Raw genomic sequence first — 20299 nt, forward strand, 5'->3', positions numbered from 1 at the left:
ACACACGGCGGCACCGGTAAGGCACAGTGTGTGCCGTCCCGATGCCGCCCACTGGGCAAATACTGCATATTACCCGTCGATACGGTCACCCTTTTCCGCGCTCGCCTGCGCATCCGCAATCAACGAGCTCACCAACGAGGCAATTCCGTCAGCACCGAGCGCCGGGAGAATTCCCGGAACCAGGCCGGTCAGAGACACGGAGATCAAGGCATCCGCACCCAGCGCGGCACCCATCGTCGCTCTCATCAGCGCCAACTTCTCGGCCAGCTGTGTGAAGGTCACCACGGTGTCGCCGTGTGTGAAGGCAACCGCCGTCGGATCTGCTGCGGCGGCCGCTGCTGCGAGGTCCGGAAGATCGGCGACAGTCTTCGGCTCGGCTGCCTCGATCAGCGCGCGTTCGAAGTCCGTCACGATGTCGATGGTCCGCAGAACCACCGTCGGATCTGCGGCAACGGCGTCGACCACGGCCCGCAACCTGGCTGCGAACAGTTCCATGGTCGCGGCGTCGTACAGATCGGTTGCGTAGGTGAACCGCATCCGGATATCGGACAGCGCACCGCGCTCGTCGAACTCCTCGATACCGGTGAGCTGCAGGTCGAACATCGCCGAGTCGAATCCGTCATCCACCGCCGACAGTTCGAGCCCTGGCAGCGCAAACGTGCCAAGTGCCATGTTCTGGAACGTGAGCATCACCTGGAACAGCGGTGAGTACGCCTGTGAGCGCTCACGCCCGACCTGCTCGACCAGACGCTCGAACGGCACGTCTGCATTTCCGAACGCCGCGAGGTCCTTCTCCTTCACCTGCTGCAGTAGGTCGACAAACGTGGTTGCCGGTTTCACCTGCGTGCGCAACACCAGCGTGTTGACGAACATACCGACCAGATCGTCCAGGACTCGCTCGCCGCGGCCCGCCACCGGGGTACCGATCGCGATGTCGTTCGAGCCACTGAGCTTGGACAGCAGCACCGAGAACGCGGCGTGCACGACCATGAACACGGTCGAGTTCTGCTCGCGCGCGATTTCCGCGATTCGACGCGTGGAGTCCGCGCCGAGCGTGAACAGGAAGTCCGCACCCTTCATCGACTGCGTCGGCGGACGAGGACGGTCCGTCGGCAGTTCCAGAAGTTCGGGAACGCCGGCGAGTTCCTGCGTCCAGTAGGCAAGCTGCGTCGACAGCTCGCTATCCGGATCGTCCTCGGAACCCAGAACGTCGCGCTGCCACAACGTGTAGTCCGCGTACTGGACTTCGAGCGGAGCCCATTCGGGTGCCGCTCCCCCGGTACGCGCCGTGTACGCGATCATCGTGTCCCTGATCATCGGAGCCATCGAGAATGCGTCGCCGCTGATGTGGTGGACCACAACGATCAGGACATGCTCGGTGGGCGTGATCTGGAACAGGCGAACGCGCAGCGGAACACCGGCAGTGACGTCGAAGCCCTGACCGACGACCTTCGCGACCTCGGCCCCAATCGTGTCTTCGCCGACATACAGCACGGCCATGTCGACAACGGCTGCCGACTTGGACTGAATCGACTGCGTCGGGCCGTCCCCGAGATCGGGATAGAACGTCCGCAGGATCTCGTGGCGAGCAACAAGGTCGGAGACGGCCGACTGCAATGCTGCGACGTCGAGATCGCCGGACATCCGGATCGCGACCGGGATGTTGTACGCGGCAGACCTGCGGTCGATCTGGTTGAGAACCCACATCCGCTGCTGAGCGAGCGACAACGGAATCTGCGACGGCCGTTCCTGCGCCACCAACTGTGCCCGCGAACCGGAACCGGCATGTTCGAGCACCCGCGACGCCAGCAGTCCGACAGTCGACGCTTCGAAGATGATCCGCACCGGGATCTGGGCATCAAGCGCCTGACCCAACCGTGCGACAACCTGCGTGGCGATCAGCGAGTTTCCACCGAGATCGAAGAAGTCGTCGTCCAACCCGACTCGTGGAACGCCAAGGACTTCGGCAAACACCGACGCCACGATCTCCTCGACCGGGTTGCTCGGGGCACGGAATTCCGTTGCCTCGAATTCGGGTTCCGGCAGCGCCTTTCGATCGATCTTGCCGTTGATGTTGAGCGGCAATTCGCTCAGCACCATCAACGCCGACGGCACCATGTAACTCGGCAACTCGCGGACGAGTTCCGCCTTCACACTGTCGACGTCGACGGTGGCCCCGGCCTGCGGAACGAGGTAACCGACCAGTCGATCCCCCAGTCGCGGATCGGTTTTCGCGACGACAACCGCGGCGTCCACGGACTCAGCAGCTCTGATAACAGCTTCGATCTCACCGAGTTCGATGCGGTAGCCACGGATCTTCACCTGGAAGTCGGCACGATCGACGTACTCGAGTTCACCGCCACTGCGCCAGACAACGAGGTCGCCGGTGCGGTACAGACGTGAGCCCGGTTCTCCGAAGGTGTTGGCGACAAAGCGTTCCGACGTCAGGTCGGCGCGGCCGTGATAACCGCGAGCCAACTGGGTTCCGGCCAGGTACAGCTCACCGGTGACTCCGACCGGGACCGGATGCAGTCGCTCGTCGAGCACGTAGACCTGCGTATTCCATTCCGGGGCACCGATCGAGACCGACGAGGTGTCGCTCTCGTCCACATCGTGCGCCGTCACTGACACCGCAGCCTCAGTCGGACCGTACAGATTGACCAGTGCCGCATCGGACACCTTGCGGAACTCTGCCGCCGTTGCCGCGGGCAAGGCCTCACCGATGGCAAGGACACGCTCGAGCGACTGCGGAAGAGTGCCGTCTGCCGCGGCCGTCAGCATCGAGAGCATGGACGGCACCGCGTGCAGCGTCGTCACCTTCTCCTGGGCGATGAGCGCCAGCATGTACTCGGCGTCCTTGTGGCCGTCCGGGTCGGCGATGACCAGGCGGGACCCGGATGTCAAGGCGGACCAGAACTCCCAGACCGAGAGGTCGAATGTTGCTGCGGTCTTGAGCAACATTGCGTCGGTCTGGTCGAGACCGTAGCGATCACGCTTCCACAGAAGCTGATTGACGATCGCGGCGTGGGACAGCGCCACACCCTTCGGCTTGCCGGTCGATCCCGACGTGAAGATCACGTACGCGGTATTCGCCGAACGAAGCGGTGCGATCCGCTCGTCGCCGTGTACAGGCGCTCCGGAGACGCCCGACAGATCGAGGGTGTCGATGACCAGAACGTTGTCGATCCCCACGAGCGACGGCGCGTCGTTCTCGGTGCTGAGCACGCACACCGGCGCGGCCATCTCGAGGACGTACCCGGTGCGATCGGCCGGATGATCCGGATCGATCGGGACGTAACCGCCGCCTGCCTTGGCAACGGCGTACATGCCGATCACCAGGTCGATGGAGCGTCGCATTCCCAACGCCACCAACGACTCCGGACCGACTCCCATTCCGATCAGGTGACGGGCGAGTCGGTTGACCTTGTTGTCGAACTCGGCATACGTCAGCGATTCGAGTCCATGGACCAACGCGACGGAATCACCGTGCGCGGCAACCTGCTGATCGAACAGGTCGACCAGTGTCGCGTCGGAGTCGAGTACATGCTCCGTTGCATTCCATTCCTGCAGAACCTGATTCGACTCATGCGGATCGAGCACGTCGATGTCGCCGACCACGACCGACGGATCGGCAACAACCGCAGCCAGAACGGTGTTGAACCGATCAGCAAAGGACTGGACTGTCGACTCGTCGAAAAGGTCGTGCGCGTAGCTGAATACGGCCGAGATGCCCGAGGCAACACCACGCTCGTCGTAGTTGTCACCGACGATCAACTGCAGATCGAACTGGGCAACACCGTTGTCGATCTCCAGGCCCTTCACTGCGAGACCAGGCAGTTCCAGGCTTGCCTGTTCCATGTTCTGGAAGAGGAATCCCACCTGGTAGAGCGGGTGACGAGCAGTCGAACGCGCGGGGTTGAGAACCTCGACCAGTCGCTCGAACGGAACGTCGGCATGCGCGAATGCCTGCAGATCGTTCTCTCGCACGCGGGCAAGCAGTTCCGTGAAGCTGTCTGCGCCGTCGACGTGTGTCCGGAATACCAGGGTATTGACGAACATGCCGATCAGATCGTCGAGCGCACGCTCACCACGACCGGCGATCGGGGTGCCCACCGCGATGTCGTCGGTACCGGACAAGCGCGCCAGCAGGACCGCAAACGCCGCGTGCGTGACCATGAACAAGGTGGTGCCGTGCTCACGGGCCAGCGCCGACAGACCCTGATGCACTGCTGCGTCGATCTCGAACTGAAGGTAGCCACCGCGGTACGACTGCGCGGCGGGACGCAGACGGTCCGTCGGCAGGTCCAGCTGGTCCGGCAGCCCGGCCAAAGCCTGGCTCCAGTAGGCGATCTGTTCGGACGACACGGATTCCGGGTCGTCCTCGCTGCCCAGCACCTCGCGCTGCCACAGGCTGTAATCGGCGTACTGCACGTCCAGCGGAGCCCAACCCGGCGCCGTTCCCTGCGCCCGTGCCGCGTAGGCCATGACGAGGTCGCGGGCGAACGGAGTAGTCGAGGAGCCGTCCGCGGCGATGTGGTGCACCACGACGGCGAGAACGTACTCGTTCTCGGCTACCTGGAACAACCGAATCCGCAGCGGGATTTCGGCCGTCACGTCGAACCTCGTCGACGCCAATTCGACCAGCTTGCCGACAATCTCGGCTTCCGTGACGCTTTCGACGTCCAATTGCACCGGCGTATGTCCTACCGGTTCGATGACCTGGACCGGTCCCGAATCGGTTTCCGGATACACAGTGCGCAGGGTTTCGTGACGGGCAACGACGTCGCCGATAGCCGCACGCATCGCCCTCAGATCGAGTTCGCCGCTCAGTCGCAGAGCAAACGGCATGTTGTAGGCACCGGCGGAGCCGTCGAACCGGTTGAGGAACCACATACGTTGCTGCGCAAGAGAAAGCGGAATCTCTTCCGGACGATCCTGAGCTGTCAGCGCAAGGCGGCTTCCTTCGCCGACGTGCGATTCGAGACGTGCGGCGAGTTCCTGAACGGTGGACGCTTCGAACAGAAGGCGAACCGGTACGGCCGTCTCGAGTTCTTCGGCGATGCGCATGACAACCCGAGTCGCGATGAGGGAGTTGCCACCCAACTCGAAGAAATCATCATCCAACCCCACCCGATCAACACCCAACACACCCACAAACGCCGACGCCACCACCAACTCCACCGACGACACCGGAGCCCGAAACACCCGAGCCTCGAACACCGGCTCCGGCAACAACGCCCGATCCAACTTCCCCGACGAATTAAGTGGGAACGCATCCAACACCACCACAGCAGCCGGAACCATATAACCCGGAACCCGCTCCCCCACAAACCCCCGCAACACCGACACATCCACAACCGACCCCACCGCCGGCACCACATACCCCACCAACTGATCACCCATCACCGACCCACGCACCACCACCGCAGCCGACAACACCGACCCATGCGACACCAACGCCGCCTCGATCTCCCCCAACTCGATCCGCTGACCACGAAACTTCACCTGAAAATCAGTACGACCGATGTACTCCAGATCCCCCTCAGACGACCACCTCACAAGGTCACCCGTCCGATACATCCGCTCCCCACCCACACCGAACGGCGACGCCACAAACCGATCCGCACTCAAATCCGGACGACCCACATACCCCCGAGCCAACTGCACACCCGACAAATACAACTCACCCGCAACACCCACCGCAACCGGCCGAAGGCGCGAATCCAACACAAACACCCGGCAATTCCACTCCGGCACACCAATCGACACCACCGACCCCGACCCAGCAGCCGTCACATCCGCAAACGTAAACGACACCGCAGCCTCAGTCGGACCATACAAATTATGCAACCGCGCCGACGACACCAACCCGAACTCACGCACCGCCTCCACCGGCAACGCCTCACCGATCACCAACACATCACGCAACGAACCCAACAACCCCGGATCCACCAACGACGAAAACGTCGACAACATCGTCGGAACAAAATCCGTCACCGACACACCCTGCTCGTCAATCACCGACGCCAAATACCCCGGATCCCGATGACCATCAGCCGACGCCAACACCAACACCGCACCCACCCGCAACGGCATGAAAAAACCCCACAACGACACATCGAACGTCGTCGCCGTCTTCTGCAAATACACATCAGCAGCCGACAAAACATACTCACCCTGCATGAACTCGAGCTGATTCACAATCGCCGCATGCGAGACCGCCACACCCTTCGGCCGACCCGTCGACCCCGACGTGAAAATCACATACGCCGTATTCGACGCCCGCAACGGCGAAAGACGATCCACATCAGAAACCCGCGCACCCGAAAAACCAGACACATCAACAACATCCACACACACAACCCGACGACCCGACGCCGTGAAACCATCACGCTCCGTCGACACCACACACACCGGATCAGCCGAATCCAACACATACTCATTACGCGAGGACGGAGCATCAGGATCCAACGGCACCCACGCCCCACCCGCACGCACAATCGCATACAACCCAACCAACAAATCAACCGACCGCCGAACAGCCAACCCCACCAACGACTCCGGCCCAACACCCAAACCAATCAAATAACGCGCAAGCCTATTGACCCTCTCATCGAACTCCCCATACGAGAGCACCTCATCCCCGAACACCACCGCCCGCGAACCCGAAGAAACCGCCACCACAGAATCAAAACCATCCAACAACAACCCACCCACAACCGGACGAGACGTGTCGTTCCAGGTTTCGAGCACCAAAGCACGCTCAGGCGCGGTCATGATCTCGATGTCACCGACTGCAGTAGACGGAGTTTCACCGATTTCTGTCAGCAGACTCTCGAGGCGACCCAGCAGGGCCTGCGCGTACGACTCGTCGAAGAAGTCGGGTAGGTAACGAAGCGTCAAGTGCAGTTGGTCGTCGAGACCGATCAGCAGGGTGAGCGGGTAGTTCGTGGAATCGTCGGAGGCGACGTCGTCGATCACCATGCCGTCCAAGAACTCTGCTTGCGCTGCAAGACCGTCACGGTCGACCGGGTAGGACTCGAAGATCACCAGAGTGTCGAAGAGTCCGCCGACGCCCGCGGCGCTCTGCACGTCGGTCAGGCCGAGGTAATGGTGATCGAGCAATCCCGCCTGTTCGATCTGAACCCGGGAGAGCAATGCCTCGACGGACTCGGCCAGATCCAGTTGGACACGCACGGGCAGCGTGTTGATGAACAGGCCCACCATCTTCTCGACGCTGTCGAGTTGTGGCGGACGGCCGGAGACCGTGGCACCGAAGACGATGTCCTGGCGACCGGTCATGCGTCCCAGCAGAATTGCCCAGGCAGCCTGGACGATCGTGTTGGCGGTAACGCCGGTCCTCGATGCCAAACCGGTCAATGTCGCGGTCACCGATTCGCTGAGCGAGATCTGCAACTTCTGCGACAGCGCACTGAATTCCTGACCAACGACGGTGGGAGCCAGCAACGTCGGCTCTTCGACGCCGCCCAGCGCTTTCGCCCAGGCATCCATGGACACACTGCGATCCTGCTGGACCAGCCACGCGAGGTAGTTCCGGTAGCTCAGTGACCGCGTCTGAGCGGGAATGTTCCCACGCATGGCGTAGTGGCCGAGGAGCGTCTGGAGCAGCAGCGGCATGGACCAGCCGTCGAGGATGATGTGGTGGTTTGCCACAACAAGGCGGTATTCGCTCGCCGCGATCTTGATCAGCGTGAACTTGATCAACGGCGGGTTCGACATGTCGAAGTGCGTGGCCTGGTCCTCGGCAAGAATCCGATCCAACTCGCGGCGTCGTTCTTCGCTGTCAGCGATTGTGGTGAGATCCAGTTCGCGCCACGGCACGTCGATGTCACCGAGAACTACCTGGACCGGCGTACCCGTTCCGTCGACCACAAATGCGGTGCGCAGGTTCGGGTGACGATCGATGATGGCCTGTGCTGCGGCGTGGAGGCGATCCGCGTCGACGCGGCCGGACAGCGAGAGAACCATCTGCACGGAGTACAGGTCGACGGTCGACTCGGCCATGACAGCGTGGAACAGCAGACCCGACTGCAGCGGAGCCAGCGGCCAGACGTCCTGCACCGCCGGGAAACGCTGCTCGAACCCGTCGAGATCCTGCTGGGTCAGCGTTACCAGCGGCACGTCCGACGGCGTGAGTCCGCCTGCGCCGACGGCCTGTGCGTGCTGCGCCAGCGCTGTGAGTGCTCCGACCCACAGGTCGGCCAGGGCTTGCACCTCGGTGGCGCTCAGCAATCCGTTCGGGAAGGCAAACGATGCTTCGAGCACCGCGCCGTCAGGGCCGTCGTTGACGATGGCATTGATGTCGACAACCTTGTTGGCCGGCATGTCCGGGTCTTCCGGCGCAGCGACATCGGAGAAGTCGCGTGCCGGAATCCATCCGAGGCCTTGCGCTGCAGCCGGAATATCCTCCGCCACAATGCGGCCCAGGTAGTTGAAGCTGACCTGCCCGCTGCTCAGCTCCGACAGCTCGGTGCGGGTGTCGTCGTTGACGTACCGCAGCAGTCCATAGCCGACACCCTTGTCGGGAGCGGCGAGCAACTGCTCCTTGACTGCCTTGATCGCCGCTCCCGCAGCAACTCCGGCGCCGAAGGCGTCGTCGATGTCGATACCGGCAAGGTCGAGGGCGACGGGGAAGGCCGCCGTGAACCAGCCGACGGTGCGCGAAAGATCGGCACCCGGGACGACGCCCTCTTCGCGGCCGTGGCCCTCGAGCTGGAGCAGTGCCGCTTCGGTGTCGATGCCCCGGTCACGCCGCCAGCGCACCAGTGCCAAAGCTAGTCCGGCCAGCAAACCGTCGTTGGCTCCGCCGCGGAACATCTCGGGCAGGGTGGTCAGCAGCGTCTCGGTGACGTCTGTGGGCACCTCGACGCGCACACGCTCGACTGTTGCCGCAACGTCGACGGAGGGGTCGAACGCACGCGAACCGAGAATGGGGTCCGGAGTCGACAGCGTCTTACGCCAACGTGGCAGTTCTGCCAGTCGCTTGTCGGATCGTGATTCCGCAGCCAGCGAGTGCGCCCAGGTACGCATGGACGTGCCCGTCGGTTCGAGCACGGGCACACTTCCGCCACTGCGCTGGGCCCACGCGGAAATCAAGTCCGGCACGATAATTCGCCAGGAGACGCCGTCGACGATCAGGTGATGCGCAGCCACGATCAATCGGCCGGTACGCGTGTCACCGAAGTCGATCCACACGAACTGAGCCATGACACCAGCGGCCGGATCCAACCGGCCGAGAGCGTCGTCGAGAGCGCCCGACGCGATGGCCGTCAGCTCTGTATCCGCAATCGCGGGGTCCACCTGCACCCGGCGCACCAAACCATCCACGTCGACGGTTCCGGGCGCGGACACAGCCATGCCCGGACCACGCTGATCATCGACCAGACGCGAACGGAACATGTCGTGGTGATCGATGACCGCAGTCAACGTTTCGACAACACCGGTCCTGTCGATTCCCAGCGGCAATTCCAACGTCAACAGCTGGTTGAACCGCTGGTAGCTGCCGGGCCGTTCGAACATGAAGCGCTTGATCGGAGTGAGCGGCATCCAACCGATGCCGCCGCCTTCGATCTCGGCGAGAACAGTGATCGCGTCGGCATCGGAGCCGAAGACGGCGACCTCGGCCAACTCTGCCACAGTCTTGTTCTCGAACACGTCCTTGGGCGTGAAGAGAACACCTCGGGCCTTGGCGCGGGACACCAACTGGATCGACATGATCGAGTCTCCGCCCTGAGCGAAGAACGAATCGTCGGTACCGATCTGATCGAGGCCGAGAACGTCGGCAAAGACCTCGCTGAGGATGCGTTCCATCTCGGTGGTGGGAGCGCGGAACTCCTTGACCTCGAATACCGGCTCCGGCAGAGCCTTTCGGTCCAGCTTGCCGGCCGGGGTCAGCGGCATGTCGGTCAGAACCATGATCGACGCAGGCACCATGTGCGCCGGCAGAGTGCGTGAGACGAACTCACTCAGATCCGCCGAGCTGACAGCAGAATCCTTGCCGACAAACACGTACGACACCAGTGCCGGAGCACCGGACGCCAGCGTGGTGCCCATCGTCGCAGCGAACTCGACGTCCGAATGTGCCGTCAGTGCCGCGTCGATCTCACCGAGCTCGATACGGAAGCCACGGATCTTCACCTGGAAGTCGTTGCGGCCCACATACTCAACCTGATATTGGTCAGTCCAACGCACAACGTCACCGGTGCGGTACATGCGCTCACCGGGCAGGCCGTGCGGGTTGGCAACAAAGCGATCCGCGCTCAATCCCGGGCGGCGATGGTATCCGCGGGTGACCTGGGGACCCGACAGGTACAGCTCACCGGCAACGCCGACCGGAACGGGCTGCAGACGCGTGTCGAGAACAAACGCGGCCATGTCGCCGATGGTTCCGCCGATGGTCATCCGGTCGCCCGGCATCAGCGGCACACTGACGTTGGTGACGATAGTGGTCTCGGTGGGACCGTAGACATTGAGGAACGTACGTCGACGGTTCGGCTGATCCGCCCACTTGGCCATCAGCTCCGGCGAGTACGCCTCGCCGCCGACACCAACCACCTCGAGATCGTTCAGGCCCGACGGATCCATGGAAGCCAACGCCGCGGGCGTGATGAAGGCGTGTGTGACGCGTTCGGACTTGAACAGCGCAGTCAACTCGTCGCCGCCGAAGATCGACGTCGGGACGATCACCATGGCAGCGCCTGTCGCGACAGCCAGGAACAGTTCGAGCATCGACGCGTCGAAACTCGGCGACGCGAAGTGCAGCGTGCGGGAGTTCGGCGTCACCAGGTAGTGCTGTGCCTGCGTTGCACTGAAGCTCGCGAGGCCCGCACCGGTAGCAACAACACCCTTGGGCAAGCCCGTTGTGCCTGATGTGTAGATTACCCAGGCGGGATGCGCCGGAAGGACGGGGCGCACACGTTCATCTTCACGAATCGGTGACTTATCCTGCGCTGCCATCAGTTCCGCGCAAGCATCACTGTCGATCGCGAGCCACTCCACGGTGTCGGTAAGTGCTGCGAGTTCAGCTTCGAGAGTCAGACCGACCGAGACGCCCGAGTCGGAGACCATATGCGCGATGCGGTCAGCCGGGTAGTGCGGATCGATGGGAACAACCGCGGCGCCAGTCTTGGATACCGCCCACACCAGCAGGACCGATTCGATGGAACGCGGAATCGACACTGCGACCAGATCTTCGGCGCCCAGACCGCGAGCGATCAGGACACGGGCGAGGCGCGACGACCACTCGTCGACCTCGGCGTAGGTCATCGACCGATCCTGGTAGCGGAGAGCTTCGTTGGAGGGATACTGCAACGCGGTCTCGGCCAGGATGTCGGCCAACGGCTTCGGCTCGATGCCCGAGGACGCTCGGCGACTGGTCAATTCGATGCGCTCAGGCGCTTCGAGGATGTTGATGTCGCCGACAGCCTGCGTCGCATCCACGGCGACGGCTTCGACAATCCGAGTCAACCGCTCGGCGAAGGAGACAACTGTCCCCTCGTCGAAGAGATCCGTCGCATACGTGAAGGTCGCAGTCATTCCGTGACCATCGGCAGCTTCCACCAGGGTCAACTGAAGGTCGAACTTCGCTACGGTTTCCGCGATATCGAATTCGGTGATATCGAGTCCTGGCAGCGTCAGGTGATTCTGCCCCAGGTTCTGGAATGCCAAGGCAACCTGGAACAACGGGTTGTGCGCTTGCGAACGCACCGGATCGAGAACCTCGACCAGTCGCTCGAACGGCACGTCTGCGTGAGCGAAAGCCGCGAGATCACTCTCACGCGCCGACGTAAGCAGATCGAGGAAACGCATCCCCGGATCGACCTCGGTGCGCAGCACGAGCGTGTTGACGAACATGCCGATCAGTTCGTCGAGTTCGGCTTCGCCGCGACCGGCCACCGGGGTACCGACTGCGATGTCGGTGGTGCCGGACAACCGGGCAAGAAGTGTTGCCAACGCCGAGTGCATCACCATGAACAGCGATGCCTGGTGCTCGCGACCCACAGCGGCCAGTCCGCGGTGAACATCCGCGGAAATCGGGAAGCTGTAGGTGGCTCCCCGGCCGGTGAACACGGCTGGACGCGCGCGGTCACTGGGCAAGGTGATCTGGTCTGGAACTCCGTCGAGAGCCTTAGCCCAGTAGCCGATCTGCTCTGCGAGTACGGATTCCGCGTCACTCTCGGAACCGAGAACACCACGCTGCCACAACGCGTAGTCGGCATACTGCACCGGCAACGGCGCCCACGTCGGGGTCTGACCCTGTGAGCGGGCGTAGTACGCGGTCATCACGTCGCGGATCAACGGGCCCATCGAGAAACCGTCGGTGGAGATGTGGTGAATCACTATCGCCAGTACAAACGAGTCCTCGGCAAGCTGGAAGAGCTTGGCCCGCAATGGAACCTCAGCCGTGACGTCAAAACCTGATGAGACGAACTCCGTCACCGCCGCGACGATGTCGGATGCTTCGAGTTGAACGGGAGCCAGATTCACCGGAACTGCCGCCGCGGGCAGGATCCGTTGGTAGCCGATTCCGTCGACCTCGGGGTAGACCGTGCGCAGGACCTCGTGACGCTTCACTACGTCCATGACAGCGTCGTACAACGCCGCCTCATCCAACTCGCCGGTAAGCGTGATCGCCATCGGAATGTTGTTGGCTGCCGACTCGCGGTCCAATTGATTCAAGAACCACATGCGCTGCTGCGCAAACGACAGCGGTACCTGCGCCGGACGATCCTGCGCAGTCAGCGCCGCACGCGAACCACCACCGACATGAGAACCGAGGCGAGCGGCCAAACCCTCCACCGTCGACGCCTCGAACAACTCCCGCACCGACACCGCAGCATCCAGCGCCTGACCCAACCGCGACGTCACCTGCGTCGCGATCAGCGAATTACCGCCGAGCGCAAAGAAATCGTCATCCAAACCGACACGCGCAATGCCCAGAACGTCCGCAAACGTCTGCGCCACAACCTCTTCCACCACCGACGTCGGAGCCCGGAACACCGCAACCTGCAACGACGGAGCCGGCAACGCCCGACGATCCAACTTCCCGTTCACCGTCAACGGAATCGCATCCAACACCACAAACGCCGACGGCACCATGTACTCCGGCAACAACGAACCCACCGACACCCGAAGATCGTCGACCGAAACGCTCACACCCGCAGCCGGAACCACATACGCCACCAACCGCTGATCACCCGGAGAATCCTCACGAACAACCACCGCCGTCTGCGCCACCGACACAGCCGCCAACACCGCAGACTCGATCTCACCGATCTCGATCCGGAAACCACGGATCTTCACCTGATCATCAGCGCGACCCAGATACTCCAGATCACCAGCGCTGTTCCACGAAGCCACGTCACCCGTGCGGTACAACACCTCACCAGCAGCAAAAGGACTCGCCACAAACCGAGTCGACGTCAACCCCTGCTGACCCAGATAACCGCGAGCCAACTGCACACCCGAGACATACATCTCACCCGCAACACCGACGGGCACCGGAGCCAAACGCGTATCCAGCACAAACACCTGCAGACCCGAAATAGCCTGACCCACCACACTCGCCGACGCATCCGCCGCCATCGCAGCGTCCAGCACGCGATGGCTCACATGCACCGTCGTCTCCGTGATGCCGTACATGTTCACCAACGTCGGCGCGCTGTCACCGCGGCGGCCGTACCAGTCCGACAAGCGTCGAAGCTCGAGCGCCTCGCCACCGAAAACAACCCACCGCAACGACAACTCGGCGGCCTGTCCGGATTCCGACGCCAACCGGTCAGCCTCGGCTAACTGATAGAACGCCGACGGCGTCTGATTGAGCACCGTCACCCGCTCAGCAGCAAGCAACTCCAGGAACTGCTCCGGCGACCGCGACGTCACATAATCCACAACCACCAACGTGCCGCCGTAGAGCAACGGACCCCACAACTCCCACACCGAGAAGTCGAACGCATAACTGTGGAACATCGTCCACACATCCGACTCGTCGAACCCGTACACACTCTCGGTATTCGCAAACAACTTCGCCACCGTGATGTGCGGAACCTGCACACCCTTCGGGCGACCCGTCGAACCCGACGTGTAAATCACATACGCAACATTCGAGATACGCAACGGCGACACACGATCAGCATCCGCCACCACCGAACCATCGAACTCGGTCAGATCCACCGCGTCGATATCGACCACCGGCAGACCAGCAGGCAACACCAACTCACGCCCGGACCACGAAATCGCGCACACCGGAGCAGCATCGGCGAGCATGAACTCGATACGGTCACTCGGATACGACGGATCCACCGGCAGATACCCCGCACCGGACTGCACTACCGCCAACAACGCCACCACAAGATCAGCCGACCGCGGCAACGCCACCGCCACCAACGTCTCCGGACCACAGCCCAACGCAATCAACCTGCGCGCCAACCGATTCGACCGAACCGACAGCTCCGCATACGTCAACGACTCATCACCGAACCGCACCGCGATCCGATCACCGAACTCCGCAGCAGCACGATCGAACCACGCCGGCAACGTCGACTCCACACCGCTGTCGATACCATTGTCACTCCACGCCAGAACACGATCCAACTCACCTGAAGTCAGAACATCCACGTCGCCCACGGCGGCAGTCGGGTCCGCGACAACGCCACGGAGGACGGACACGAATCGATCAGCGAACTCGGCCGCTGTCGACGCGTCGAACAGGTCCGTCGCGTAAGTCAGGGTGCCGGACATACCGGCGTCAGCAGCGTCTTCAAGAGTGAACTGCAGATCGAACTTGGCCAGTGCTGCGTCGAATTCCACAGCAGCGGCGGTGAGTCCGGGCAGTTCGAGAGCACTCTCGCCAAGGTTCTGGAAGGTCAATGCCACCTGGAACAGCGGGTGGTGTGCCTGCGAGCGCACCGGATCGAGCGCTTCGACGATCCGCTCGAACGGAACATCGGCATGCGCAAACGCCTGCAGATCAACCTCACGCGCAGAAGCCAACAGATCCGCGAACGACATCGACGGATCAACCTCGGTGCGCAGCACCAAAGTGTTGACGAACATGCCGATCAGATCGTCGAGCTGCGCTTCACCGCGACCTGCGACAGGAGCGCCGATTGCGATGTCGGTTGTCGCGGACAACCGTGCCAGTAGCACGGCCAGTGCCGAGTGGACGACCATGAACGGAGTTGCGCCCGCCGCCTGACCTGTTGCTTCCACATCGGCCCACAACTGCGGGTCGATTACAAAGGCGTGGTTCGCTCCTTGTCCCGTTGCGATCTCGGGGCGGGTGCGATCACTCGGCAGGTCCAATTGCTCGGGCAGATCAGCCAGGGCGTCGGACCAATAGTTGATCTGCTGCGCGATGACGGACGTCGGCTCGTCCTCGGAGCCGAGGACCTCGCGCTGCCACAACGCGTAGTCGGCGTACTGCACCGGCAGCGGAGCCCACGTCGGGGTCTGTCCCTGTGAGCGCGCGTAGTACGCGGTCATCACATCGCGGGTCAACGGGCCCATCGAGAAACCGTCGGTGGAGATGTGATGCACCACGAAGGACAACACGAATTCGTTGTCGGCGAGCTGGAAGAGCCTGGCCCGCAACGGAACCTCGACAGTGACGTCGAATCCCTCGACGAAGAATGCATAGAGCTCCGCTTGAAGGTCGCCCTCGGCAATGCGTACGGTCTCGAATTCGATCGAGGCATCCTCCGGCGAGAGGATCTCCTGGTAGCCGACACCGTCGGTTTCCGGATACAGCGTACGCAGAACCTCATGACGCGCAATGACATCGGTAATCGCCGAGTGAAGCGCACCTGAATCCAGGTTGCCGGTGAGACGCACTGCAACAGGAATGTTGTTGACGGCCGACGCGGTATCGAAGCGGTTGAGGAACCACATACGCTGCTGCGCCAGCGACAACGGCACCTGCGCCGGACGCACCTGCGCGGTCAATGCTCGTGTGCCGTCGCCACCGACGTGTGTTTCGATGCGCGCGGCAAGTTCTTCCACTGTCGACGCGTCGAACAGCACCCGGACCGGAATCTTGGTTTCGAGCGCCTGCCCCAGACGAGACATCACCCGTGTCGCGATCAGCGAGTTACCGCCGAGCGCAAAGAAATCGTCATCCAGGCCGACCTGTTCGATTCCTAGAACATCGGAGAATACCTGCGCCACAGCCTGTTCCACAGAACTGACCGGAGCCCGGAACACTGCTGCCTCGAACGCGGGCACCGGCAATGCTCGCCGATCCACCTTGCCGTTGGCGTTGAGCGGCAGGGCGCCCAGCACCATGAAGACTGCCGGAACCATGTAGCCGGGCAAAGAGTCGGCGAGGCGCCGGCGCAGTTCCGTCTCATCGATCACGGCACCGCTGGCCGGCTCCACATACGCGACCAGCGTGTCCTCGATGACCGCGACCGCAGCCAGGGACACAACGTCTTGTGCCGCGAGCAGTGTTTCGATCTCACCGAGTTCGATTCTCTGGCCACGCAATTTCACCTGGAAGTCGGAACGTCCGACAAATTCGAGTGAACCCGAGCGCGTCCAGCGGACGAGGTCACCGGTCCGGTACAGGCGCTCGCCGGCTTCCGAGAACGGATGCGCAACAAAGCGCTCCGCAGTGCGAACGACGTCACCGAAGTATCCCCGGGCCAACTGAGAGCCGGATACGTACAACTCACCGGTAACACCGAGTGGTACTTGAAGCATTCTGGAGTCGAGCACCCACAATCCGGTGTTCCACGCCGGGCCACCGAGGGGCACAACATCGCCGTCGAGATCCGAACTGCGATGGCTCGTGACCTGGATCGTCGTTTCGGTCGGTCCGTACAGGTTGTGGACATCACTACCGGTCAGCGCGCGGAAGCGGGCCGCGAGAGCGCTGTTCAACTGCTCGCCGCCCGCAAACGTCGCACGCAAGGAAGTGGGCGCCGCAGTCTCGAACTCGTCGGCCATTGCTGCAAGCACCGATGGCACGAACTGAGCCACCGTCACTGATTCACCTGCAATGATACTGCTCAGGTATGCGGGATCACGGTGACCGCCGGCCTCCGCAATCACCATTCGAGCACCGACCATCAAGGGCCAGAACAGCTCCCACACCGAAGCGTCGAAGGTTGCGGGTGTCTTGTACAGCACCACGTCTGAAGGAGTAAGGCCGTAAGTGGCCTGCATCCACGACAACTGGTTGACAACGGCCGCGTGTGTGACTCCGACGCCCTTCGGACGTCCCGTCGATCCGGACGTGAACAGCACGTATGCCATGTTGTCCGGGCGCAGCGGGGCACGGCGCTCGTCGTCACGGATCTGCGCCGGCGAGTAACTCTGCAGGTCAAGGGTGTCGATACCAAGTACCGGCCACCCTGCGGGGACGTCACCGCGTTCGGAATCCGTGGTCAGCACGCAGACCGGCGCTGCCGACTCCACGATGTACTGATTGCGTTCGGCCGGCTGCTCGGGATCAACGGGAACATAGGCCGCACCGGCACGGAGTACCGCGTACACGCCGATCACCTGATGGATCGAGCGGCGCATCACGAGCGCGACTCGCGAATCGGGGCCGACGCCGACATCAATCAGTTGACGCGCCAAACGGTTTACGCGCGCATCGAATTCGGCGTAGGTGAGAGTGAGATCGCCGCTGACTACTGCAAGGTCAGTCGATGAACCCGCCACTCCCCGATCGAGTACATCGACCAAGGTCTTGTTGTCCGTCGGCACCGTCAACCCGGCCGACACATCTGACAGCACGCTGCGTTCCACGTCGTCGACAATGTCGACATCGCTCGGCACCAGACTCGGATCGGCAACAAGCGCCTGTGCCAATGTGACGAACTGTGTCGCTGTCGCGGCAATCGTGGCTTCATCGAACAGGTCAGTCGCGTAGACCATCTGCACGTGCAGCCCGGCATCGCCAATCGTCGCGCCGACCGGTTCGGTGACCGTAATCGACAAGTCGAATTTTGCGCTCTCCGACTCCGGTTCGAAGGTCGTGACCTCGAGCCCGCCCAGCGTGAAGTCGACACGATCCAGGTTCTGGAAAGCCAACATCACCTGAAACAACGGATTACGTGACCTCGACCGCTCGGGATCGAGCACCTCGACCAACCGCTCGAAGGGCACATCCGCGTGCGCGAATGCGGCCAGATCGGTACCGCGCACCTGAGCCAGGAAGTCCTCGAATGCAACGCCGGAACCGACCTCGGTGCGAAGCACGAGGGTGTTGACGAACATACCGACAACATCGTCGAGCGCGGCGTCTCCGCGACCGGCGACCGGAGTACCGATCGTGACGTCGTCCGTAGCCGCCAATCGAGCGAAGAGCGACGCGAATACCGCGTGCACGACCATGAACAACGATGCGCCGTTTGCACGGCCCAGCTCGGACATTCCGCGATGAGTCGCCGCGTCGATGTCGAAGGTATACGCATGTCCTCGACCCGAGGCCTGCGCCGGTCGTGGACGATCCGTGGGTAGTTCGAGCTGTACCGGAGCATCGGCGAGCGTAGCGGTCCAGAATTCGATCTGGCGTGCCATCGTGGACTGCGGATCGTCTTCGGAACCGAGTACGTCGCGCTGCCACAGCGTGTAGTCCGCGTACTGGACCGGCAGCGGTGTCCACGAGGGAGCGCCGCCGCGAGTGCGTGCCTCGTAAGCGACCATGACGTCACGGGTGAGAGGTCCCATGGAGAAGCCGTCGGTGGAGATGTGGTGGACGACGAACAGAAGTACGTAATCAGCCTCGTCGACGCGATACAGCGCTGCCCGCAACGGAATATCTGCTGTCACATCGAAACCCGCCATCGCGGACGTCGTCACGGCAGTAGGCAATTCGGCAGCCGTCAACGGCTGGGGTACCAAGTCGAGTGCAACGTCGGCAATCGGCAGGATCTCCTGATATCCGACGCCGTCGATGTCCGGGTAGACGGTCCGCAGTACCTCGTGCCGATCGATCACATCGAGCAGAGCGGCGCTCAGCGCCACCACGTCCAGATCGCCGTCGATACGAATCGCGACGGGAATGTTGTTGACCGCGGATTCCGGTTCGAGACGGTTCAGGAACCACATGCGTTGCTGCGCAAGCGACAACGGGATCCGCTCCGGCCGGGTCTGCGGAACGAGCGGCGCAACCGCGCCGGAGCCTGCATGGACTTCGAGCCGAGCAGAAAGGGCTTGTACGGTCGACGCCTCGAACAGCGCCCGCACCGGTACCGTGGTGTCGAGGGCCTCGCCCAGCCTTGCGGCAACCCGAGTTGCAATCAGAGAGTTGCCGCCGAGGTTGAAGAAGTCGTCGTCACGGCCGACCGGCGAAACACCCAATACCTCGGAGAACACCTGGGCCACGATCGATTCAGCTGCGGTGACCGGCGCGACATACGCCTTGGCCGCGAAGGCCGGCGCCGGGAGCGCCTTGGTGTCGGTCTTGCCTGCCGTGGTCAACGGAATGGAATCGAGCACCAGGACTGTGTCGGGAACCATGTACCCGGTGAGGAATTTCGAGACGGAATCGATCACTGCGGCAGGTTCAATGGCAGCCCCGGCATCGGGAACCACGTAACCGACAAGTCGATCACCGAATTCTTCGTCGGTGTGGACTACTGCAACAGCCTGTGCAACTCCCTCGCAACGAGACAGTGCTGCTTCGATCTCGCCCAGCTCGATGCGGAATCCACGAATCTTCACCTGGAAGTCGCTGCGGCCCACGTACTCCACTGTGCGGCCGTCGATCCAGCGGACGACGTCGCCGGTGCGGTACAGCCGATCACCGGCGTCGCCGAACGGGTCGGCAACAAATCGACTTGCCGTCAGAGCGGGCTGACCCAGGTATCCCCTGGCGACCTGGATGCCCGACACGTAGAGCTCTCCTGCAACACCGACCGGGACCGGCTGCATCCGGTCGTCGAGGATGCGAGCGGACATTCCGCGAACCGGTCCACCGATGTTCATCCGGTCGAATGCGGTCAGCGTGTCACTGATATTGCTGGCAACTGTGGATTCGGTGGGACCGTATGCGTTGAAGAAGCCGCGTACGGAGCCGTCCGGCAGCGGTACGGCCCACTTGGCGACCAGAGCGCGCGGGCTTGCCTCGCCACCGACGACAACAACGCGAAGGGCGTCGAGGCCGGCCGGGTCCACCGACGCCAAAGCGGCGGGCGTGATGAAGGCGTGCGTCACAGCCTCGGAGTTCAGGATTTCTGCCAGTTCGGCGCCGCCGTAGACGGTGGTCGGCGCGATCACCATGGTCGATGCGGCGCCAAATGCCATGAGCAGTTCCAACACCGACGCGTCG

Annotated in this window: 1 protein-coding gene (running past one end of the window); it reads right to left on the reverse strand. The window is 62.7% G+C overall.

The features are described from left to right. Positions 1-69: 69 nt before the first annotated feature. A protein-coding gene (locus CJ178_RS10585; protein WP_143547505.1) for a non-ribosomal peptide synthase/polyketide synthase crosses the window boundary here: on the reverse strand, positions 70-20299 show its 3' portion. 8375 nt of this gene lie beyond the right edge of the window; only the last 20230 of its 28605 coding nucleotides appear in the window; the start codon falls outside the window, past its right edge — the gene reads right to left on this strand; its stop codon occupies positions 70-72.

The sequence above is a fragment of the Rhodococcus sp. ACPA4 genome, assembly GCF_002300185.1.
Classification (GTDB): Bacteria; Actinomycetota; Actinomycetes; order Mycobacteriales; family Mycobacteriaceae; genus Rhodococcus_F; species Rhodococcus_F globerula.